Consider the following 23,166-nt stretch of genomic DNA (forward strand, 5'->3'; position numbering starts at 1 on the left):
TGGAAGAGGACTGGAATTCAGTCTTCTTCCATTTGTTTTAACCGCAGTCGCATGCCTTCTTGCAACAGATTAATGCCGTCTACGATCTGGCTCCATTCAGGATTCACGATCTTGCAGAGCTTGTTAAAACGAAGGATGCGCTCTGTTACGGAGTCGAGCATATATCGAGCTTGTTTACGGAAAAATGCTTCCGGATCTCCAGCATGTTCAATACTGGCGTACATCATCACAAAATCCCACACCATGCTCTGCACTGCGGGGCTATCTAACGGCCAACATTTGTCCAGAGCTTCGGTGGCACGAATGCGGATGGTCTCCATTTTTTTCACCCAGGCGTCTGCTTCAATCTGTGGATGATTCGCCATGGTGAAGAAGGGAAGTTCGAGGCGGGCCAGATCGGCGATATAGACCGGATCGTTGATGATTTCCTGGATTTCCTTCCATGCCAGTGTTTGTTGGGCGGACAGCTTTGTATCTTTCATCATGTATTTATCGAAAAAATGCAGAAACGAAACTCTCCATTCATGTGGAATACCATCCAGCAGCTGAGATTCTTCCATTTTGGCCGAAACGAATTGTTTTCTTTTTTGGGCATTGGCGGTCAGCGAATCCACTAAGCTTGAAACATAGGTTAGAGAATGTCCGGAATGGAGTGTATTTTCCTTTTCATGTTGTTTCGCTTGTTGCAGAATGGAGAGCATGGAATTCATGGTCCCGATCTGAGTTTCCAGGGCTTCAATCTGTAGATCCAGCGCCTGTGACACGCCAAGTTCACCGGACATCAGCTTGCGGATATCCGATATGCCAAAATTCAAATAGCGAAGCGTTGCGATGAGTTCCAGCCGCCAAACGTCTTGCGGTGTATAAAGACGGTGACCACCTTCCGTATGAAAAGAGGGCCGCAGCAACTCGATTTCATCGTAATATCGAATCGTTTTGACAGTTGAGCCGATCATTTTGGCAGCTTCACCGATCGAATAGGTATCTTTGTTTTGGTTCAATGAAATCACCTCAGGATCTATTATACAACCTCTAGTAACTGGAGATTCAAAGTCGGAAGGTTTGCCATGGAAATGTTTAGAGCCAGTTTAAATTCCATTCATCTCGGTTACAAAGGAAAGAGTGCAACTTTTATGAAAACAAAATAATAAATAAATTTAAATTTACATGATAACGAAGAGCGCAGAAATAACCTGGAGAAACGAAGTGTTCGCCTTTATCCCCGGATTTTCCCTTTATAAAAAGGATAGAAAAAAATCTGGGGATAACAGCGATAGTAAGGTTATTCTGTGATCGTAGTGATCATTGTAAATTAATCCGAGGAGGAATTGTACATGGCTAATCAAGACCAGCACACCATGCAAGATCCGACGACACAATATCCGAAGGCAACATCAGATTGGAAGCAGCAGCAGGAGGAGCCGGGGCTTCAGCGTGAAATGACTCCTGTACCTGATGCAGGTGAGAAAAGCTATAAAGGCAGCGGCCGTCTGACCGGACGTAAAGCTGTTGTAACCGGAGCAGACAGCGGTATTGGTCGGGCAGCCGCCATCGCTTTTGCCCGTGAAGGTGCGGATGTCGTTCTGGCTTACCTTCCCGAGGAAGAAGCCGATGCGAAGGAAGTGGTCAAGCTGATTGAAGAAGCAGGCCGCAAGGCTGTTGCGATTCCAGGTGACCTCAAGGATGAGAAATACTGCGAAGAACTCATTGAATCTGCTGTAAAAGAGCTCGGTGGGATCGATATTCTCGCCAACGTGGCAGGTAAACAGCAGTTTGTTGAGCAGATCGCCGACCTGACTACAGAACAATTTGATGCAACATTCAAAACCAATGTCTATTCAATGTTCTGGCTCTGTAAAGCAGCTGTGAAACACATGAAACCAGGCAGCTCCATCATTAACACGTCTTCTATTCAGGCATATAAGCCGTCTCCAATCCTGCTGGATTATGCGACAACAAAGGCTGCAATCAACACCTTCAGCAAAGCACTGGCGCAGCAAGTCGGCAGCAAAGGCATCCGTGTGAACGTTGTCGCACCAGGCCCAGTATGGACACCGCTTCAGGTCGTTGGTGGACAGCCCGTAGAGAAGCTTGCTGATTTTGGATCGAATACTCCGCTTGGCCGTGCAGGACAGCCTGCTGAAATGGCGCCGGCGTTTGTGTTCCTGGCGAGCCAGGAATCGAGCTATGTGAGCGGTGAGACACTGAACGCCAATGGCGGTACAGTTAGTCCGTAATTTTGGATATAAAATGGCCCTATGAATCTTAGGTCAGTGATCATAGGCAAGAAAAGCAAAGAACTCCATTCCCGATGAAGGTGAATGGAGTTCTTTGTTGTTATGGACTTTTTCCTGATTATTGCATTACTTCTGATCCGGGTTAGGCTCCAAAATGGCGTAGCTGCCGAGCGTGGCCAATCGTGCTGTATTCAGCAGGGCTTCATCCACAGCAGCAAGGGCTTCACCTGCAGCTGTCATCAGCTCATCAGAGTCCACAGGTGAGGCAAAACGGAGAATTACCCGATTTTCTCCATTTTTTAGTTCACTCTCAGCCTTCGTTTTGTATTCACTAATCGAAGCGACTTCGAGATCGTTCTGTACATAATAATCGTTCGCATCACTTTCGCCATTAAACAGGGCGAGTTCGGCATCAAGCCAGTAATCCTTATCGGCTATCGTTTTCTGACTTGCAGCCGTCTCATCATTTGCATTGTACAGGAAGTAAGGAATACCGGAATTGGTCAGATTGTTGGTGGCATCTACATGGAACCATTCATTTCCGATTTTCACCTTATTCCACGCATGAGGAACACCACTAGATGCTCCCGTTACGACGATGCTTTCCAGTCCAGACAGATCGGAGAGCAGTTTGTAGACGGAAGCATAGCTGGCACATACGCCAACACCTTTGACAAGAATACCATAAGTGGTAAACGAATCATTGAACTGTGCATCCACATTTTTAAAGTTGTTCTGTTCTGCATTTTCTAATGCTGCATCGTCATACTTCGCGTTATCGTTCAGATAATCGTAGATGGCTTTCCGTTTCTCATCATCCTTCATGCCATCCTTGATGATGGAAGCAACAACCTCGTTTGCTTTGGCGATAATCTCGCTCTGCTTCTTCTGGATGACATCTGCCGACTCATTGTAATGGATCGAAAGGGTAAGTGTACCGTAATTATATTCAAAACCTTCCACACCAAGAATCAATGGATTCTGGTACATTACTTTCAGGACAACATCCGAGAGCGTTGTGAAATTTTGGGCCTCTGGAAAAGCTTTTAATGAGATCTTGTCTTGGGCAGCAACCATGTTTTTAGCCAAAACTTCTTCCAATGCAGAATCTGCATTGATCATTGCATCGCCTGTAGCCGGCTCAGGCACCGTTTCCTGATTGCCTTGTTCTACATTCTGCTGTGTATTGGATTTCTGCTCATCTACCAGATTATCCTCTTCAATTTCGGAAGCTGGATCAGGAGATTCATCGCCAGCCTCGGTGGATGCAGAATCAGTATCGGCTTCTGACGTTCCAGTATCGGTTGTGGATTCCGTAGATGGAGCCTCTTCCACTGTCGGTTCTGTGTCTGCTTCTGTTTCCGTTTCCGTTGCCGTCTCAGGTGCATCATGATTGTTGATAATGGTTGGCACATCAGGTGCAGGGACGTATGGTGTGTCATTTTTCGGTTCTACCAGTCCGTTACTGGACTCGGCAACCGTTTGATTATTCAATCTGTCCAGATCTTCTTGAGTGATATTCTCTACGCGTACGTAACTTTTCAGAGCTGTTCCTTTGATATGAAACGGAATATTCGTTTCGTTGAACTCTGAAATTTCTACACCAGTCGTGTCATAGACAATCGTTTCTTGGGAAAACGAACCATCATTGTACTCAACTGTCGTTTTTTGGGGGAGTACATCTATATTCTTTAATTTCTCCCTATACAATTGTTCTTTCAAAGCTGTTGGTAACTGGGAAGCAAGCGGAGCTGTAGGGACACCTTTGCTAAAATTGGATTCTTTGCCTCCACCTAGTGCAGTGACGTAATATTCTCCTCGTATACCATGGTTCTGATGAGTAGTTATCAGTTCATTATAAGTGCCGAGCCCGCCTTTTCCGTCTCTCAAAAAATCATTGAAAGACGTCTCTGTCGTTACCGCAAGATCTAAAGGCAGACTATTATTAAAAGCATCCTCTGCACCGGTCACAGGCTTGTTTGTATCAAAGGAAGTTAGGTCAGAACGCTCATAAATTTTATATTCGGTTGCACCTTCAACCTTGTCCCAGACCAACTTTAACCGTCTGTCTTTATCAATCTCGTATCTTAGGTTGGGCACAGGTAACTCCGATTTCACTGTAAACGGAATAATGATGGGTTGATTGAGCAGTGTTAGCTTCTCCGCATCCGGATCATAGTTCAGACGAATGTAATAGATAGGGGCACCGCCCCAAGAACTTTGATGCGTGTTATTTAATGAATCGGAGCTTAGTACACCCGATCCAAGAGGCTCAATAGAAACATTGTTGTCATTGATTTCTGATATTGCATAAACTTTGCTGGCTTTGAGTGCTTTAATATCGGTATGTACACTAATAATGTCACTTGCTTGTATACGGCTATTTTTCAGATCTGCTTTGAATTTAAACTTGAATTCTTCATCTTGAGCTACGTTATACATCGGCATAATCGCTTTATTCGATTCAGAGCCGTACTTCTGCTTCAAACTTAATACGCTAGAACCTTCTACTATTTCTGTGGGGTTATTCTCGGACGGACTACTCTCCTTGTCATTGCTCTGGCATCCAGCCAATAACAGGGTGAGCGTAAACATAATCAAAAATAAACGTTTCATGATACACCGCTTTCTCGTTTTTCTCAGTTGTTGCAAAGGCTAATTTCTAAAAAAAATCAAAACACCGAATATTATCATTTCTGGTTAAAAACTATTTTCAAACCTCTTATCAGCAAGACCTCCTATTAATTCCCTAATGTCTTTTGCTAGTCTATGGTCATATAGACTTATTGTCAAGATATGTAATGGTATATTATGACTATATACAATAGAGTGATAATCGTGTATTAGAGTTAGTCAAATTGATCTTTGCGAGAGAGTGAGAATTGTCGAGACTTCTGGTACAATGCATGATAAAACGAAAAATGGAGTGGATCGGATGACGCCAGAACAGATTGTCAGAACTTTTTTTGAAGAAGTGCGCTCGGGTCGCAATCTTGATTATGCCAATACACTGATGGCCGAGCAGGTACTGGCTCACCAGGTGATCTCGGAAGAGGAAGTGACCGTCACAAGAACGCCTTCCGTCTATGCGGATCATGTGAGGGAAATGATTGAGGCGTACGGAGATTTTTCGCTGCAGATTCAGGAGTTGCTTGCACAGGGAGATAAAGTATATGTACGTTGGAGACAAGTGGGTACTCATGTCGGGGAAGTGGATGGATATGCGCCGACCAACCTGCCCGTGATTGAAATGGCGAGTGCGGTATATCGAGTGGAGAATGAGAGAATTGCAGAATACTGGATTCAGATCGACAGGCTGGGAATCGAAAAACAATTGGAGCGCAATCAGAGCTGAGAGCCAGCTCTTTTTTTTTGTTTAAATTGCTTGAAGCCAAAATCTGATCTAGATCAGATTTTGGCTTTCTTGACCCTATACCAGTATGAATAGATTTCCGAGAATCCAAGTTTGGCATACAGTTTTAATGCAGGAGCATTATTAGCAACTACTTGCAGGTAACTGGAGGTAGCACCATTCTCTTTTCCCCAATGCAATAGATGAAGGATCATCTGCTCAGCCAATCCCCGATTCCGAAAGTTAGCGTCCGTAATAATGTCATACAACCCAATATAGCCTCGTTCCACCACACCGAATCCACAAGCGACGACTTGTCCGTCGATGAACAGCGAGATGTAACCTGTGCGTGTACGGATGTTGGTCAACATTTGTTCCATCGTTCCCCGATGCAGATCATTTACCTGATTCAGCCTGCAAAAGTGATCCAGCCACTCTCCGGTTAACTGTTCGTCCATTTTTACATCAGAGTGCTCAGGCTCCTTAATAGTTTCCAGGCTCCGAGTCTGGACCCGGCTCAGATCCACAACATCATACCCCTTTTCATGCAAAAGCTGGTCGAGATGATCCGGCTGGATAAACGGTGTAATCTTAAATATGGTACTTAACTGATTGGAAGTATACATTCGCTCGCATTGCTCGATCTTTTCATACACATCTTGGGTAGAGTAGTGAAGGGGTTGAATGGAGTTGGCACGCTTCGTATATCCCTGTGCAAAACGCAGTACCCATCCGTCAAAAAGCAAGCTGGATAAGGGCTGCCAATGGTTGAGGGATAGTTCCTCAATGGTTTTGTAATCCGGATTCGATGTAGGGATCATATCTATCCTCCTATTTTATAATTTATAATAATACATATTAATGAATAAAAATTCAATACGAGATATATAATGTGTCGCTGAACATTATGCATAGAGCTACTGAATAGGTTACAATCTGAATGAATAAATCCAAATTTTGAAATTGAAATATCGGAAGAAGCGGAGCAGGTTATGCTAACTATTGAAATAAACAATCACATCATTAACTGTCATATCGAATATGGGAAACGGAAGAAAGCTTCCATTACGATGGATTTACCCTATATGGTCACAATCAAGGCTCCCAATGGTACCAGCGAAGACATGATCCGGCAGCTTGTTACGCAACATGGGGAAGTGATTTTGACAAAATCAGCTCTGATGCAACAGGCGTTGGACGGTCCTCAAGCGAAAGAATATGAAGAGGAGGGCAAAGGGAAGTTTCTGCTCTTTGGCAAAGAACATGCGCTGCATGAGTTAATTGACGTAGAGGGACGTTCGGAAGAGGAATTGCGTGCGAATCTGAAGAAGTTTTATGTTGCCGAGTGTAAAAGAATGATTGGTGAGCGGATCGGCCGTTATCAGCAGGAGCTAAAGGTGAAGCCGAAGTCTGTGGACATCGTCGAATCGGCGACCAAATGGGGAAGCTGCAGTTGGGATAAAAAGCTGACGTTTAACTACCGCTTGGCGATGGCTCCATTAGAGGTGATTGATTACGTGATCATTCATGAGTTATGTCATATCCATCATATGAATCATGATCGCTCGTTCTGGCGCCGTGTGGGCAGTGTTATGCCTGACTACAAAGCCAAAGAGGATTATCTGATGCGAAATGGCCGAGCCATGACGTTGTAAAAATACGCGTACCACGAATGGACGTGGTGGAAGGAGTTCAAGATGTCAGAGAGTACTTCTTTTGATGTGCTGGTAGATGAATATATCGCGCAATTTCCTTCGGATGTACAGGTCAAATTACAATCATTAAGAGAGATTATTCGCGATTCCGCTCCCAATGCCGTGGAGAAGATCAGTTACAAGATGCCAACGTATGCAGAGCACGGGAACTTGGTTCATTTTGCAGCGTACTCCAAGCATATCGGATTTTACCCGGGTGCCAGTGGGATTGAAGCGTTTAAGGAAGAACTCTCACGGTATAAAGGAGCCAAAGGATCGGTGCAATTTCCCTTGGATCAACCATTGCCAGAAGAATTGATCCGCCGGATCGTGGAATTTCGGGTGCAGGCCAATGTGGAGAAGGCTAAGGAAAAGAAGCGAAAGAAGTAGTGGATGGTACCGTAAATATATGCATGAATATAAGAGAATGTACGATGATTAACACGGTTTATATGTGACTTCAAAGATTTGAGAATGGAATAATTAGAGCAGATTAGACGTAAAATGCAAAGAGAGCCGTGCTGGTAACACGACTCCTCTGAGCAATAGCCGCTTTTAAGGGCGGTGGGCTTCGGTAACATAAGGGCACGATGAAATAGACCGCGATCCTTTGCTATGGGGGCGGTCTATTTGCGTTTATCGGACAGAATGGCAACGATGAGCGTACCGAAGGTAAGCATCAACATGATTGCTTCAAACACTGTCACAGGGCATCCCGAAAAAAAATAGCTATGTTAAATTCTAATATTGATTTGTGACCATAAGAAAACCGCCTTTGTGAAAAGGCGGTTATTTAGCGATTGTCTCCCCTTAAGTGACAAGGTCATCTTACCGTCTGGTAAACGAGACCAATAGCTCCAGAATCAAAGGTCTTATTTTCGATTAGCTTAAGATTGATCTTCTCCTTGATGCCATGGAATAATGGCAATCCCTTACCGATCAGTACGGGAGAAACCGTAATTTTATACTCATCAATTAAATCTAGCTGCATAAGGTGGTGTGCGAACCTAGGACTGCCGAGGATGACCATATCTTTGCCTGGCTGCTGTTTGAGGTTATTGATCTCTTCCTCGATATCTTCTTTCACGAGTCTTGAATTATTCCATTCGACTTTCTCCAACGTCGTGGAAAAAACGATTTTGGCTGTCTTTTCGATCCACTCAGCATGATCCCGTTCATGTTGCGAAGCTGACGGGTCCGAAGGCACAGATGGCCAGTAACTGTGCATCATCTGATAAGTCCCACGCCCCCAAAGGACCGTGTCGGCAGTACTCAGAATTTCTTTCGCGTGTTTCTCCAAATCAGCATCGTAGGAAACCCAGCCAATGTCCATTTCACCATTCGGCCCTTCTACAAAACCGTCAAGCGATGCGTGAAGAAATAGAACGAGTTTTCTCATTTTCAGTTCTCCTTTGTGCATGAGAGATATCTAACTATGAACATATTTTTCTTATTCGATGAGGTATCCTCATATTCCTTGTTCTCTCCATGAGCATTTTTAAGCACAAATCTGAATTCAGCCTTTTTTCAGGTACAGGCATTATACTATTCCCGAATCCTGTACTGGAAAAGGAGTTTTGGCATGTCTAAGGTGATCCATAAGTCGCTTTATCTCATTCTGCTTGTTTTTGTCGGCGTGTTTATCGTTTCATCCCTGTTTGTCCGGGCGCAGTACAACTACACCTTATATGGGGATAATCCGATTCTGGATACGCAGCAGTGGAGTATTTTTATCCCGGTGATTGCTTTGCTTCTAGGATCGGGTGTCGTGTTATACCGCCTTTGCCTGAAGCTGAACCAATACAGTCCAAAGGTTGTCATTCCGGTGGTGCTGCTATGTTCTCTGGCCATTCAAATTATAATTATCTTCGTGTTTCCACGAGTGCCTACGGATGATTCACAGACCGTGCTTTCACTCGCGATGAACATGCTTTACGATCAGGATTATTCCTCGTTCGAAACGGGTGGATATCTGCACATGTTCCCGTTCAACTTTTCTACCGTTTTGTACCTAAAGACATTGCTGTACCTGTTCCCGGATAATTATCTGGTAATCAAGCTGTTCAATATTTTGTTTGCAACGGTAACGACATTAATGATTTATCTCATTTATAAACAGTTAAATCATAAGTCCGAAGAACGTGATTACGGGGTTCTAATCTTTGCAGCCACGTATCTTCCAACTCTGTTCCTGAACAACCTGATCTATAACGATGTAATTGCTACGGCATTTCTGACGTCTTGTTTATACTTTTTGATTCGGTTTATACGTGAAAAGTCTTGGCAGACGATCGTCATTGCCGCCATTCTGCTCGCGATTGGCAACTACTTCCGAAGTATTGGCGTAATTGTCCTGATTGCTGCTATATTAACCATCCTGCTGAATATGCGAAGTATTGGATTCAAGAAAATGATTGTCTCCATCTTCGTACTGGCTATGTTGTTTAACGTCCCAGGGTGGACTCAGAATTCGGTCTTGAAATCTTCAGGTGCTGTAAGTGAGCCTGTTGGGGGAAATTCAGCACCGGTCTATATGTGGTTGAACATGGGTATTAATTTGGAACGATTCGGCTTCTGGGACAACATGGAGAGCTATCAGATTTATCAAAGAGAAGCCAACTATAATAAAGCTGAAAGTACAGCACTGTACAAACAGGAGATTGAACGCAAGCTGTCGGAAGCTAGCTTAAGTGACTTGGCCCAGATGTATTACAAAAAGATCATTTGGGCCTGGACCGAAGGGACCTACCAAATGGATAGATATGGCATCGGCAACGAAAGCTCCTCGGGTATGGGAGGAGGAAGAGGTGGCGGAATTGCCGGCTCCTACAGTTATACCAATGCGGTAACAGACTTATTCAAGGGAGATTCCGTCTACCGGACGGGGGTGCTTTGGATCGTTTATGTGATGAATTTCATGATGTACTGTTTTATTTTCATTCGTTTGGTCGGTGCAATTCGTGGAAAGCGGTATGACGAAGTCTCTTTGATTCTAGTTATTCTCGGATTTATCGGGTTCTATATTCTGTGGGAGATTAAATCGAGGTATATCTACCCCGTATATCCGCTGCTGATTGTATTGTCGTACATGGGATTTAAAGATGCGTATAATTTCATGTTTCATAGAAAACTTGGCTGGGAACGTCCTTCCCTGAGAAAAGGGTGATCCGTATGCGAAAAAATGGTTATCTCATATCGGCTATGCTCTTGCTGCTGACCTGCTCAGTTTTGCTCTCTGCTTGTGATGTTATTACTGCCCAGAACATTACGAATACCGGTTCTGCACAAGGCATGAACGGTGGCGGAATGATGAATGGCGGTGGCCCGGGCATGAATGGAGGAGCACAGAGGGGCGGAGGGCAAGGGATGAATGGCAGAACAGGCGGTCAGGACGATATGCGGGGGATGATGAATGCCGATCTTACAGGCAAAGTGATCTCTGCCACAGGGAGTACCGTCACGATCTCGTTGCTTGAGGTGGAGGATAACTCATCCACAGGCTCGACTAATGGAAATGGAAGACAACCAGGCGCCTCCAGAGGCGGAAGCATGGAAATGAAAGATACGGGCATTGAACTGAAGTTGGACATCAGTGAGGATGTGGATATCACGGAAGGCATGGGTGCCCCAGGCAACAACCAAAATGCTAATTCATCCCTTCAGGTGTCTGACCTGAAGGAGGGAGATGTCGTTATGGTTTGGTATAAGGAGAATACCGAGACCGTAGAACGAATGGTTGTTACACAGTCTTGATATTCATTGCCTATCATCACTTGATGGAGTATTATGGAAATAACTTGTTTCTCGGAAGGAGTGAGCGTCATGAAACGACGGGCTAAGATGATGCAAAGCGTTACTACAACAATTAAGGTGATTACGAACTGAATAGATCCGGCAGAGCAACGGACACATGGCGAAGCATTTGGAGTCTGCTAATGTGACGATCTGAAGTCTGCCGACATATAGGGATATAACTGCTCATTTTTCCTGGTATGCACGAGGTTTATTTGCTTATGCAAGTAAACCCGTGTATCCAGAATTTTTAAAGCCGCAGGCATAGCCTGCGGCTTTTTGCGCGCAAAAATAGGATTCGGAACGCTTAAAGCGTTCTATATTAAACGACCACTAAGGAGATATGCCCATGTTAAAACTTAAATATTTGTTCCACAATAACGATCTCGCCGAGATGATTTTGAAAAACTGGAGTTACGATCCGGAGTCACTGGACATGTTCCAGTATTATCGAATATCCTCCAATGCCGTGTACCCGTTCCGGGATCAAGGAAAGGTTCACTTACTTCGTTTTGCCCCTGTAGAGGAGAAAAATCAAACCAATCTTGCAGCGGAGCTGGAGTTCCTGACCTATCTTAAACTAAACCAATATGGTGTCATGGAAGCTGTACCTTCTCATGCGGGAAAAGAGCTGGTAGAGGCTCATACGCCTTGGGGAACGTATTATGCCTCCGTATTCAAACGAGTTCCTGGTAACCAGATGGGCAGTATCGATATAAATGACCAGATCGTGTACAGCTTGGGTGAGGCATTGGGTAAGCTGCATCGTTTATCTCGTGAATACACACACACACAGGCAAAACGCTGGACGTATACCGATGTATTGGATTGGATGAAGGACGTACTGGGGGAGTTCCCTGGCGAGAATGCGGCGCTCAATGAGGTAGAAGTTCTCCGGAATTATTTTGCAAATTGGCCCGTTACACAGCAGAACTTCGGGTTAATTCATTATGATTTTGAACTGGATAATGTCTTCTATGACGAGGAGAGTCATTCCTGTTACGCCATTGACTTCGATGACGCCATGTACCACTGGTACGCAATGGATGTGGAGCAGACTCTGGATAGTTTACGGGATGAAATTCAGCCGGATGAATGGGAGCAGAAGAAGCGAATATTCTTGCAGGGGTATTGGAAGGAAGCAGGAGACGCCTATGATATGGAGTCGATGTTTCCGGCATGTCGTCGTTTTGCCAATCTGTACGGTTACGTACGTGTGCTTCGATCTGGGGCAGAACAATGGGCAAATGAGCCGGAGTGGATGAGTGGATTAAGAGCAAGGCTGGATAAAGCGATGACAGTGAAAGCAAAGCAGTTTGGTCACCAGCAGCCCCTCCAACTACCGGCCAAATGATCCTCATTACATTATCAGCAAAGATGATTGAGCTTAAATCAGGCCTCTGCATAAGCGCAACGAAATAATGATTGATTTTTTATTCATCTCCATTGTAACATTAGATTAAGCGCTATACCTTTTATTAAAACATCAATGTTGGATTACATGGTCAAGTGGAAACCGGCAATTCGTTTCACCAATTGAATGAAGAGGACGGTCATAACGAACATGGACGACAAAAAGTTAATTATCTTTTTTGACAGCGGCGATACCATTGTTGATGAATCGACCGAGATTCGGGACGAAGAGGGAATTGTTCTGAGTGCGGATTTGATTCCGGGTGCGGATATCACGATTCAGAAGCTTCATGAAAGAGGGTACACGCTGGCCCTGGTTGCTGACGGCGATGCACAATCCTTCAAGAACGTATTTAAGCAGCATGGACTTCATGATTATTTTAGCGCAATGATTATTTCGGAAAATATTAAAGCCAGCAAGCCAAGCCCGCGGATGTTTAAGGCAGCAATTGGTGCCCTTGATTTGTCCGAAGGGGATTTTTCAAGAACAGTGATGATTGGCAATAACCTGAGTCGTGATATGAAGGGAGCCAATGCACTTGGCATCACCAGCATCTTTCAGAGTTGGACGCCGCGTTATCCCCATGAGCCGGTGGATGAGACAGAACGTCCGACTCACACAGTCGGTGAACCGCTGGAGCTGCTTGAACTTATTGAACGGCTAAATGCCGAAGTCAAATAAATAAAATGTTTGCTTGTATGCCCGTGAGCAGAAGGATAGAATGTCATTCAACCTTCTGCTCACGGGCTATTTTTACTTTTTTACATGAGAAAATGATAGAATGATCGTAAAATCCGGAACTGGGGTAGGTGTTCACATGGAGGAACCACATCGGAAGCCGTTGTTGTACTTGCAAACTGCCGATCTGGTGATGGAAGAAATCCGTAACCGGAAATTGCAGCCACATGATCCCGTGCCATCAGAAGGTGAGCTCGCCAAACTGTATTCTGTCAGCCGTATGACAGCCAAGCTTGCACTGCAAATTTTGGAGAAACAAGGCATTGTCTATCGGTTGGCGCGGCGGGGGACATTTGTGTCGGGTGATTATTTGGGCGGCCCGGGTAAGGAGTCATTATCGGGGAATGTAACTACAGACAAAAAGCTTATGAAGCGAAAAATTGCTCTGTTGTTCCCCAATATGGATGATTATGTAGCCAGAATTATAGCATCCGTTGAGCAGGAAGCACGTAAATCCGGGTGCCAGCTGCTCATTCGGATCACTACGGATAAAGAGGATGAGAGTTTCTGCCTACAAGAATTGTACGAGGAAGGACTCGATGGAATTATTCTGTTTCCAAGGGGACGAACACGCTGCAGTGAAAAGGTGTTGGAGCTTAATCTACTGAATTATCCATTGGTGATCATCGATCGAATCTTTCGTGAGGTCAATATTGATTGTGTGTATCATGACCATTATCAGGGAGCCTACAACTTGACGGAATATTTGATCAATAGAGGACATCGGGAAATTGGGTATATCTCTATGCCGTTTGATGGAGTGACGAGCCGCGAGGACCGCTATAAAGGCTATGTACAGGCCATGCTGGACTATGCACTTCCCGTCAACGGTCGTAATATTTGCCTGGATTGCGCAGAGGATTACATGCTCAACCTGAATGGAGCGAATCTGCAACTCAAGGATTTCATTCAAAGTAATCCCGCAATGACAGCCGTAGTTTGTGCGGATGATTATATCGCAACTTCTTGTCTGTACACGGCCTTATCCATCCACAAGCAGGTACCCGAGGAACTGTCCATCATTGGTTTTTCCGACATCCAGTTGGCGAGTCTACTGCCCGTGCCACTGACTACGGCAAGGCAAACCACAGAGAAGCTTGGACAGGCAGCAGTGAATTTGCTGGGCAAACGTATGGAGAATTCCCGAGAAGGGGCGTTATCCATCAAGGTAAACACAACCATCATCGAACGAAGCTCCGTACGTAATCTTAATCAATAAATGTCGATCTGGTTCCGCGTTATTTTAAGCCAATTCAAGCCTTCCTTATCTCGTTTTAATGATAAGGAAGGTTTTTATATGTCAGTGACATACGATGGTTGTTATCCAATTCAAACTCAATAATACACAATTTGTTATGTATCTCACCGTTTTATGCAAAAATATTGTAAATAATAGTAGTTATATGAATTTTATTTGGAGAAAAATTTACATTTATATCATTGTATATGTCAATGACATATATTAGTGTGAAGGTATGCCACATATCTTTCAAGGATGAAGGGAGGATTTTCCGGAAAGCGCTACCATACATCCTGGGAAATGACCTGCAGAGCCAAAAGAAATGAACGTACGAACGTTGGCAATAAACGAAATCATTATTCGAAGAGGAGCCCGAATATGACAATCAAATCCTTGCTTGCAGCTTCGTTCTTGGCAGTATCTCTTTTCTTTCCACTGGCGCAGCCCGCGCAGGCGGCAGAGGACAATGCCGTAACGGTTTACCAGGATGGAGATTTTGGAGGCAGCTCCCAACCGTTTGGGGTTGGCCAGTTCAATGTGAATCAGCTTAATGTGGTTGGTAACGACAAAATATCTTCGGTAAAGGTAGCTCCGGGATATCGATTGACCCTGTATCGTGACAAGGATTTCTCCGGTGACACCAAAACGCTGACCGGCGATGCGGGATGGCTTGATGATTTTAACGACGCGACCTCCAGTCTGAAAGTAGAGAAGATCGGAGGCCCCAATAAACCAGTTATCGCATACTCCAATTCACCTTATGGAGGTTTTGAGCAACAGTTTGATATTGGCAGCTATAATGTGGATGAACTGAAGGCTGGAGTAGGCAATGATGCCATCTCTGCACTTCGGGTAGCCCCAGGGTATAAGGTCACTTTGTACAAAGACTACAATTTCGCTGGATACTCCAAGGTTCTGACCGCAGATGCGATCTATGTTGGCGGAGATATCAATGATTCGGTATCGAGCCTGAAGGTTGAAGCCATCTCGCCGCTCGACACCACCTCGGTTGCCGTTCCGGGTAACGATTACAGTGACACAGCCAAGCGTGAAATATTGCAAACCTTTGCTCCTAAAATCTGGTTTGCCCAAGGCGAAGTTTATTTTCCATCCTCGGTAGAACACACCCTGCCTTATGTGGATCGTTATGTGAATCCAGGTTCAGGCTTATATGAATTCAAGACCAAAACGGAGTTGAATCCATATACCCTGAAACTACCGTATTTTACGGGCGATCTGGCTAATGCACCAATCTATGCGTTTTGGGTGGAGAAGGAGTATAACAATGTCGATCTGGTATATTTCCAGTTCAGTCCCTATGATCTTGGGAAAACAGTGTTTGGCACGGAAGTGGGAGATCATGTCGGAGATTGGGAGCGGGTCACGGTCAGATTGGCCAAGTTCACTGATCAGAACAGTAACTATGTGAAGCCGGTTCAAGTTTACTATGGCGCGCATTCTTTCGGTACAACCTACTCTTGGGGTGAAGTGGACAAAGTAAACAATACACATCCTGTCGCTTATTCAGCGTTTGGTTCCCATGGGATGTGGAAAGATCCTGGCAATCATGTCTATCAGGAACTCGTCGTGACCCAATTGATTGATGTGACGAATCAGGGAACGGCATGGGATACCTGGAACAATATCCAGGCTTTTCAGTATTATCCGAATACTCGAACAGGCAATGGTCTGGGAAATGCTTGGCCATCATGGCTGGACAGGGATTACAGTAATCCGAACAGCTTGTCTGTCTATAAATTTGGAAATCCGTCCCAAGGCTCCTTCTTTGGTCAGCCTTTGCTTGCAGGAGGACCAACAGGACCGCAGGAAAAAGGCGCATTAACGAATGATGTTATTTTAGATTAGGCGATGATTAACGAGGGGACTCGCTTTCACATGAAGCGGGTCTCCCATGCTTATTGTTCAAGTAAACAGTACTAACTGTGAATCTAACAACGGAGGCTCAGACAACGATGACTAACCGCAAAAAAGTACATGTTGTTTTTAAAACTCACCTGGATATCGGATTTACGCATTTGGCGGAAAACGTCGTAAAGCAGTACATGGAAGAGTATGTACCCAAAGCTATCGCTTTGTCCGCGCAGTTGGAAGCAGAGGGAGGGCGAGAGCAATTCATATGGACCACGGGTTCCTGGCTGATCCGTCATTATCTGAATCATGCGTCCGAAGAGGGTAAACAGGCCATGGAACAGGCGATCCGCAAAGGTCATATCGTATGGCATGGATTACCGTTCACAACGCATACCGAGCTGATGGACCCCTCATTATTTCGCTATGGATTGTCCATCGGATTGGACCTGGATAAACAATTTGGCAAAACGACCATTGCAGCAAAAATGACGGATGTACCCGGGCATACCCTGTCCATGGTACCTTTGATGAGTGAAGCGGGTCTCCGGTATATGCATCTTGGAGTTAATCCAGCTTCCATGCGCCCGGATGTGCCTAAACTGTTCAGATGGCAGGCAGCGGATGGCAGTGAGATCATTGTCAATTATGCGGACACCTACGGAGAGGCAGTCGAAATTGAAGGTATCGATGATATCTTGTTGTTTGCCCATACGGGCGACAATTGCGGACCGCCAAGCGCAGAAGAGATTCGTGAACAATTCCAGCATATCCAGGAAAGATACCCCGATGCAGAGATTATGGCTTCGTCTCTTGATGCATTTGCGGTGCACCTTGATCAGGTTCGGGACCAATTACCTGTTGTACGTGAAGAGCTCGGGGATACTTGGATTCACGGAGGCGGTACCGACCCGCTTAAAATAGCCAGATTCCGCCAGTTGCAGCGGTTGAGAGACAAGTGGCTGACCGAAGGCCGGATCGATTCGGCAAGCGCAGAATATAAAGGTATGAGTGATGCCATGTTGCTGGTTGTGGAGCATACGTGGGGACTTGATGTGAAGAAATGGCTTCCGGATTTCCGGAATTATGCCAAACCTGACTTCAACCGGGCGCGGGAAATGAACGACGTCGATGTGGAGGATATTCCTGCAAAATTTCAATATATCGGTGCCTTCGCCATGGATGAGTTCGACAGTCATTCCAGCGGACTGTTCTCTTCGGAGACGAGCCGTCGTACCTATTCCATGATAGAGAGCTCTTGGGCGGAACAGCGGGGATATTTGGACACGGCTGTGGCGTGCCTGAGTGAAGACAAGCAGAAGGAAGCGCTGCAAGCTTTTGAACAACTAAATCCAGTTAAAAGTGTATCTTCCGACATCGTATCTGCGGCAAGACATCAAGTTTATAGCAGTGGCGGATACCAGCTGGCCTTCAATAACAATGGTGCACTGATTCAGCTGACGGACGAGATGGAAAAGAATTGGGTGGACGCGAAGCATCCGTTCGGAGCCTATGCCTATGAAACCTTCGGGACGGAGGATTACGCCAGGTATTTCCGTACCTATATGCAGAACCTGCCTGTGACACATCCTTGGGCGGATGCCGACTTCAGCAAACCTGGCTTTGAATTTGTGCGCCCGCTGCCAAGCCATCAGGTGTACTTGCCAATCGTGACCGATATGCACAAGTCAGGCAATGCTCATGGCGATACGTATGGGTTCCGGTTGTCCATGCCAGCAGAAAGTCATGAATTGTACGGAGCACCCAAGGAACTGGAACTGGTATATACGTTTTCACAGGCAGGAGTGGTAGAGGTTAGCTTGCAATGGTTTGGAAAAGAAGCGAATCGTCTTCCAGAGGCAAGTTGGTTAGGATGCGGACTTAAGGTGGATAACCCCAATCTGTGGATGATGGACAAGCTTGGAGGACGAATCTCTCCGTTGAATGTTGTAAAAGACGGCAACCGCAATCTGCATGCTGTAGACAAGGGAGTATTCTATGAAGGCACAGATGGTCAGGCCTCTATTGAAGCATTGGATTCCGCTTTGGTCGCACCTGGACAGAGAAGGCTGCTGCAATTCGACAACTCGTTTGTTTCGCTTGAATCCGGATGGCAGTTTAATCTGCATAACAATATTTGGGGTACCAATTTCCCAATGTGGTACGGCGAGGATGCCAAATTCCGCTTTCGACTAAATACAGTTGCAAATCGCAAATAAGAGAAATTGATGTTGAATTTTACCAAAAATTGATGATCGCATAATAATCCTAGTACAATTGGAACCTATACTTGGATTTGTGAGTAAGGGCTGTTTGAGCAGACTTGGACTGTTCGGAACTGTTTCTGAAATGAATTTAAAAAAACAGAATTTTTTTGTAAAATCCCTATTGCTTGAACGTAGTCATCCATGTATTATATACAAATAAAGCGTTTACATTTTCTTATATGTCAATTAAACCGGTTTAATTCTATGAGATGTTTTCCCGATTGAGAACCTCTGTTACATAAAAATTAAACCGGTTTAATTGTATCTACATATGTACATAAAGGGTTTATTTCGTTAGGGAGGTGAGCGCCAACCAGAGCATATTTAGGCAAGTTAATGGCAAATCCAAACGTGGAGGGGTTTAGCTTGAAAAGGAAAAGCAACTTGTTAATTGTTCTTGTCCTAATCACGACAATACTAGGGGGATGCTCTGCATCTTCGTCTAACAACGAAAATGAGGAATCAACAGTGAAAGAACCTGTTGTTACGGACAACAGTGCCAAAGAAGCCCCGATGCTGGCAAAGCTTGTCGATGAAGGTAAATTGCCTGCCCTGGCTGAGCGCCTACCAGCTTCCAAAGACATTATGGTTGAAGAGGTCGTCGAGGAAATCGGGCAATATGGCGGAGATTGGAACATGCCTTGGACTGGTGTTCCTGATAAGTGGGGGATAGGCCAACCGACAGAGGAAGCGCTGTTTCGTTTCAACAAGGAAGGAAACAAGGTTGAGCCAAACGTAGCCAAGAGCTATGAAGTGAATGATGATTCCACCGTGTTCACCATCCATTTGCGAGAAGGCATGAAATGGTCCGACGGTGTTCCTTTCACAGCGGATGATGTTCTCTTTTATTGGGAGCATATGTTGACCAAAGAGACCTTTGGCAAAAAGATCTATGACGCTTATTATTCCGTTGACCCTGTTACCGGGGATAGAGCGTTGGCTGAAGTGAAGAAGGTGGATGACTACACGTTTACCGTAACTCACAAATATCCAAGTGTGCTCTTCCTGGAACGTGTGGCCATTGATAACAAGTGGTTCTTTGCTCCTGCACACTTTCACAAAACCATCCTTCCCGAGTTCGTAGGGGATGCCAAAACATTGGAGATTACGAAGCAATGGGGTTATGAAGATCCCAAAGTATTCTTGATGGAAACCGGGTATACGGATTGGCTGCACTACCAGATTCCTACACTTCGGGCTTGGGTGCCAACCAATGATCCTAACGGCGATCAGTTTGTCATGGAGCGCAACCCGTACTACTGGAAAACAGATAAAGAAGGCAAACAGCTTCCGTATATTGACCGGATTGTAGCGACTAAGATTCAAGATCCGAGCCAAAAGGTCCTTGGAACGCTTGCCGGTGATTACAACCTGGTGATCTTTGATTCCAAAGACTTCACGGTACTGAAAGAGAATGAGAAAAAAGGTGACTACCGTATCATCCCTTGGACACAACCAGCTTGGTCCAGCGCGGGAGTACAGTTAAACCAGACTACGGAAGATCCGAATCTCCGCAAACTCTTCCAGGACATCAAGTTCAGGGAAGCACTCTCCATTGGGGTGGATCGTAACCAGGTGTCTGAGATTGTCACCAGTGGGCTGGGAGAACCAATACAAGCTTCCGTACCCGAAGGCGTAATGGGTTACCAGGAAGGATGGGCTCAGCAATGGGCGGAATATGATCCTGAACGCGCTAACCAAATTCTTGACGAGTTAGGCTTGAACAAGCGGGATAAAGACAACTTCCGTCTGAACCCTGATGGTTCCGAGTTGACACTCACGGTGATTGAGAGCACAACCGATACAGCACCATTCCTTGAATTGCTTAAGAAATACTACGAGGATATGGGGCTGCGAACGAACCTGAAAGTGGTTGACGGAGGCACTCATTTTGATATGAAATATGCCAACAAGATTCCGATGACTACCGAGAATATTTCTGTCGTCAACGTAGCCTTCCGACCGGATACCATGGTTCCGCTCCGTGTTATCACACCATGGTTCGGCCATTACGGCTTATACAGCCAATCTGGCGGCAAGGAAGGTGTCAAGCCTGAAGGGGATGTCGCTAAAATCCTTGAGTATTGGGAAAAAGTGAAAGCAAGCAAGACACTGGATGAAATCAATCAGTATAGCAATGAGATCGTGAAGCTGCACCAGAAGAATCAGTGGGTCATCGGATATGCGGGACCAACTCCGGTGCTGATTACAGCCTCGAATAAAATTCATAACATCCCTACGGATCTCATCTGGTCCGATGAGTATCGCTCGCTGGGTCAAGGCCATCCGGCACAATTTTTCATCAAGCAATAGCTGGTGAAGCATTCAGGTAAACAATAGTGAGGAGGGGACTTATCCTTGCTATTGTTTCCTTTTGTATCATTCACGCGGTGCAGAGGAGAGGAATAGATGTTTGAATACATTTTAAAACGAATCCTGTTGGCCATTCCTGTTGTTGTTGTGATCTCCTTTATCGTCTTCTACATTATTCAATTGCCACCTGGCGATTACGTATCCTCATACTCGGCCAAGATGTCCGCTTCCGGCGATATCATGACCCAGGCTGAGATGGATGACATGCGGGCGAATCTGGGGCTCGACCGGCCAATCTATGAACAATACTTCGTTTGGGTAAAGAAAATCATTCTGCATGGCGACTTTGGTTTCTCGTTCAACTATAACAAACCGGTGATGGCGGTGATCCAGCAGTATATGGGATTGACTCTGGTCGTCTCGCTGGTGACAATGGCCTTCCATTATATAATCGCGATTCCGGTTGGGATCTACACGGCAGTAAAGCAGTATTCTGCGGGCGATTATTTCTTCTCCGGTCTGAGCTTTATCGGAATGGCAACGCCCAACTTTTTGTTAGCCATTATTCTCATGTTCTTTTCCTATAAGTGGTTCGGAAATCCATTGCTCGGCTTATTCTCCAACGAATACGTGAATGCGCCGTGGTCCATGGACAAGGTAAAAGACTTAATGCAGCATATGGTGATTCCGGTTATTGTTATCGGACTTTCGGGTACTGCGGATCTGATTCGGATCATGCGCGGACAAATGCTCGATGAGTTAAACAAACCGAATGTCATTACAGCTCGTGCCAAGGGCTTATCAGAGATGCAAATCCTGTTCAAGTATCCGACACGTGCAGCCTTGAATCCTATTGTGAGTACCTTTGGCTGGTCACTGTCCTCCATCTTTACCGGCGCTACCATTACAGCAATCGTATTAAACCTGCCGATTCAAGGGCCAGTTATGCATAATGCATTGCTCGGTCAGGACATGTATCTTGCTGGAACCTTTTTATTGATCATGGCTTTGCTGACGGTTCTCGGAACACTGATTTCCGATATTTTGCTGGCTTGGCTTGATCCCAAAATACGTACAGAGTTCAGAGGATCCTAATGATGAGACCACTACCGTTATTTAAAGGTCAAAGGCCGGCAGTCCCAGTTACAGCAGCACCCAAAGATACTGTATACAGTTCGCAGTGGCGGCTGATATATCAGAAATTTAAGAAACATAAGTTGGCCCGGATCAGCATGTACATTCTGGGCGCATTTTACATCATCGCACTGTTCGCACAGTTTATCGCGCCGTATGGGCTGCAAAGCTATGACAGCAAATACGTGAATGCTCCACCAATGGGACTTCGATTCGTTGATGCGGACGGCAAATTTCACATCAAGCCGTTTGTATATGAATTGAAGAGCGAGCGTGACCCCGAAACATTGCGTAAAATGTTTGTCCCGGATACCGAAAAAAAGCATTTCTTCAAGTTCTTTGTGAAGGGAGAAGAATATAAGTTTCTTGGTCTGATCCCCATGTCGACGCATTTGTTCGCTGTAGATGAGCCAGGGCGGATATTCCTGCTGGGTACGGACGGTATGGGGCGTGACCTGTTCTCCCGGATCGTGCTGGGCAGTCAAATATCACTGAGCATTCCGCTGGTCGGCGTAGGCATTAGCTTTATTCTGGGTTTGATTATTGGAGGCATCTCCGGTTATTTTGGCGGCTGGATTGATTCCATGATACAGCGCATCATCGAAATCATCCGTTCCTTTCCGACGCTGCCGTTGTGGATGGCACTATCCGCTGCAATTCCGCCACGTATACCGGTCGTGACCATGTATTTATACATCGTGATCATCTTCGCTTTTATTGGCTGGACGGATCTGGCACGGGTGGTCAGAGGCAAGTTCATTTCATTGAAGAATGAAGATTATGTAATCGCTGCAAAGATCGCTGGTGTAGGAGACGCAAAGATTATCGTTAAACACCTGCTGCCAGGATTCATGAGTTATTTAGTCGTGGCGACAACCCTGGCGATTCCGAGCATGATTCTGGGTGAGACAGCTATGAGCTTTCTCGGTCTTGGCGTACGTTCGCCGGCAACCAGTTGGGGTGTGCTGCTTCAGGAGGCGCAAAAAATTGAAAATGTGGCCCTTTATCCTTGGAAGCTCATTCCGCTCGCTTTTGTCATTCTGACTGTATTGACCTATAACTTCATCGGCGATGGCTTGCGCGACGCGGCTGATCCGTACAAAAAATAATTGTCCA

At 45.4% G+C, this 23,166-nt stretch carries 19 protein-coding genes; 14 read left to right on the plus strand and 5 right to left on the minus strand.

Features of this window, described 5'->3' with window-relative positions; genetic code table 11:
- Positions 1 to 17: 17 nt before the first annotated feature.
- Positions 18 to 1,001: a MerR family transcriptional regulator gene (locus CS562_RS28850; protein ID WP_373561771.1), complete on the minus strand. Its 984-nt coding sequence runs from the start codon at positions 999 to 1,001 to the stop codon at positions 18 to 20.
- Between the two features lie 333 nt (positions 1,002 to 1,334).
- Between CS562_RS28850 and CS562_RS28855 the strand changes: the two genes are divergently transcribed.
- Positions 1,335 to 2,237 carry an SDR family oxidoreductase gene (locus CS562_RS28855; RefSeq protein WP_024631293.1) on the plus strand — a complete coding sequence of 301 codons (903 nt, stop codon included), beginning with the start codon at positions 1,335 to 1,337 and terminating at the stop codon, positions 2,235 to 2,237.
- 126 nt (positions 2,238 to 2,363) lie between these two features.
- Here the strand turns inward: CS562_RS28855 and CS562_RS28860 are convergent, their stop codons facing one another.
- Positions 2,364 to 4,853 (minus strand): transglutaminase domain-containing protein, encoded by a 2,490-nt coding sequence (locus tag CS562_RS28860; protein WP_099859012.1) that lies wholly within the window; start codon positions 4,851 to 4,853, stop codon positions 2,364 to 2,366.
- Positions 4,854 to 5,172: 319 nt separating this feature from the next.
- On the opposite strand from CS562_RS28860, the gene CS562_RS28865 reads away from it, so the two are divergent.
- Positions 5,173 to 5,592, plus strand: a complete 420-nt coding sequence (locus CS562_RS28865; RefSeq protein WP_063567144.1) for an ester cyclase — start codon at positions 5,173 to 5,175, stop codon at positions 5,590 to 5,592.
- 53 nt (positions 5,593 to 5,645) lie between these two features.
- Here the strand turns inward: CS562_RS28865 and CS562_RS28870 are convergent, their stop codons facing one another.
- Positions 5,646 to 6,410 carry a GNAT family N-acetyltransferase gene (locus tag CS562_RS28870; protein ID WP_099859013.1) on the minus strand — a complete coding sequence of 255 codons (765 nt, stop codon included), beginning with the start codon at positions 6,408 to 6,410 and terminating at the stop codon, positions 5,646 to 5,648.
- Between the two features lie 171 nt (positions 6,411 to 6,581).
- On the opposite strand from CS562_RS28870, the gene CS562_RS28875 reads away from it, so the two are divergent.
- Both CS562_RS28875 and CS562_RS28880 read left to right on the plus strand, forming a co-directional pair.
- Positions 6,582 to 7,244, plus strand: a complete 663-nt coding sequence (locus CS562_RS28875) for a M48 family metallopeptidase (protein WP_099859015.1) — start codon at positions 6,582 to 6,584, stop codon at positions 7,242 to 7,244.
- A gap of 42 nt (positions 7,245 to 7,286) precedes the next feature.
- A complete protein-coding gene (locus CS562_RS28880) occupies positions 7,287 to 7,673 on the plus strand; it encodes an iron chaperone (RefSeq protein ID WP_099859016.1) in 387 nt (128 codons plus the stop codon).
- Between the two features lie 236 nt (positions 7,674 to 7,909).
- Here CS562_RS28880 and CS562_RS33870 read toward each other — a convergent pair whose 3' ends face one another.
- The gene (locus tag CS562_RS33870) at positions 7,910 to 7,990 is read right to left on the minus strand and encodes a putative holin-like toxin (protein WP_350338901.1); all 81 of its coding nucleotides are present in this window, start codon (positions 7,988 to 7,990) and stop codon (positions 7,910 to 7,912) included.
- A 116-nt stretch (positions 7,991 to 8,106) separates the two neighbouring features.
- A complete protein-coding gene (locus tag CS562_RS28885; RefSeq protein WP_076291651.1) occupies positions 8,107 to 8,682 on the minus strand; it encodes a dihydrofolate reductase family protein in 576 nt (191 codons plus the stop codon).
- Between the two features lie 183 nt (positions 8,683 to 8,865).
- Here CS562_RS28885 and CS562_RS28890 point away from each other — a divergent pair, with 183 nt between their 5' ends.
- The 10 genes from CS562_RS28890 (at position 8,866) to CS562_RS28935 (ending at position 23,159) form a co-directional block, all read left to right on the plus strand.
- Complete coding sequence (locus tag CS562_RS28890) at positions 8,866 to 10,449, plus strand: glycosyltransferase family 39 protein (RefSeq protein ID WP_099859017.1); 1,584 nt, start codon at positions 8,866 to 8,868, stop codon at positions 10,447 to 10,449.
- A gap of 5 nt (positions 10,450 to 10,454) precedes the next feature.
- Positions 10,455 to 11,036, plus strand: a complete 582-nt coding sequence (locus CS562_RS28895) for a hypothetical protein (protein WP_099859019.1) — start codon at positions 10,455 to 10,457, stop codon at positions 11,034 to 11,036.
- A gap of 388 nt (positions 11,037 to 11,424) precedes the next feature.
- On the plus strand, positions 11,425 to 12,429 hold the full coding sequence (locus CS562_RS28900; RefSeq protein ID WP_099859020.1) for a phosphotransferase enzyme family protein: 1,005 nt from the start codon (positions 11,425 to 11,427) through the stop codon (positions 12,427 to 12,429).
- A gap of 210 nt (positions 12,430 to 12,639) precedes the next feature.
- On the plus strand, positions 12,640 to 13,170 hold the full coding sequence (locus tag CS562_RS28905; RefSeq protein ID WP_076291655.1) for an HAD family hydrolase: 531 nt from the start codon (positions 12,640 to 12,642) through the stop codon (positions 13,168 to 13,170).
- 100 nt (positions 13,171 to 13,270) lie between these two features.
- Positions 13,271 to 14,446, plus strand: coding sequence for a GntR family transcriptional regulator (locus CS562_RS28910; protein ID WP_257219641.1), 1,176 nt, complete (start codon positions 13,271 to 13,273; stop codon positions 14,444 to 14,446).
- 399 nt (positions 14,447 to 14,845) lie between these two features.
- Entirely contained in the window at positions 14,846 to 16,333 is a 1,488-nt protein-coding gene (locus CS562_RS28915; RefSeq protein ID WP_180287239.1) for a Vps62-related protein, read from the plus strand.
- Positions 16,334 to 16,440: 107 nt separating this feature from the next.
- Complete coding sequence (locus CS562_RS28920) at positions 16,441 to 18,555, plus strand: DUF5054 domain-containing protein (RefSeq protein ID WP_099859023.1); 2,115 nt, start codon at positions 16,441 to 16,443, stop codon at positions 18,553 to 18,555.
- 414 nt (positions 18,556 to 18,969) lie between these two features.
- Positions 18,970 to 20,916 (plus strand): ABC transporter substrate-binding protein, encoded by a 1,947-nt coding sequence (locus CS562_RS28925; protein ID WP_240343067.1) that lies wholly within the window; start codon positions 18,970 to 18,972, stop codon positions 20,914 to 20,916.
- Positions 20,917 to 21,012: 96 nt separating this feature from the next.
- Positions 21,013 to 22,011: an ABC transporter permease gene (locus CS562_RS28930; RefSeq protein WP_024631276.1), complete on the plus strand. Its 999-nt coding sequence runs from the start codon at positions 21,013 to 21,015 to the stop codon at positions 22,009 to 22,011.
- The gene (locus tag CS562_RS28935; RefSeq protein WP_240343068.1) at positions 22,011 to 23,159 is read left to right on the plus strand and encodes an ABC transporter permease; all 1,149 of its coding nucleotides are present in this window, start codon (positions 22,011 to 22,013) and stop codon (positions 23,157 to 23,159) included. Before CS562_RS28930 ends, CS562_RS28935 begins: the two co-directional genes overlap by 1 nt.
- Positions 23,160 to 23,166 lie beyond the last annotated feature (7 nt).

This window comes from Paenibacillus sp. LK1 (genome assembly GCF_002750415.1).
Taxonomy (GTDB): domain Bacteria; phylum Bacillota; class Bacilli; order Paenibacillales; family Paenibacillaceae; genus Paenibacillus; species Paenibacillus taichungensis.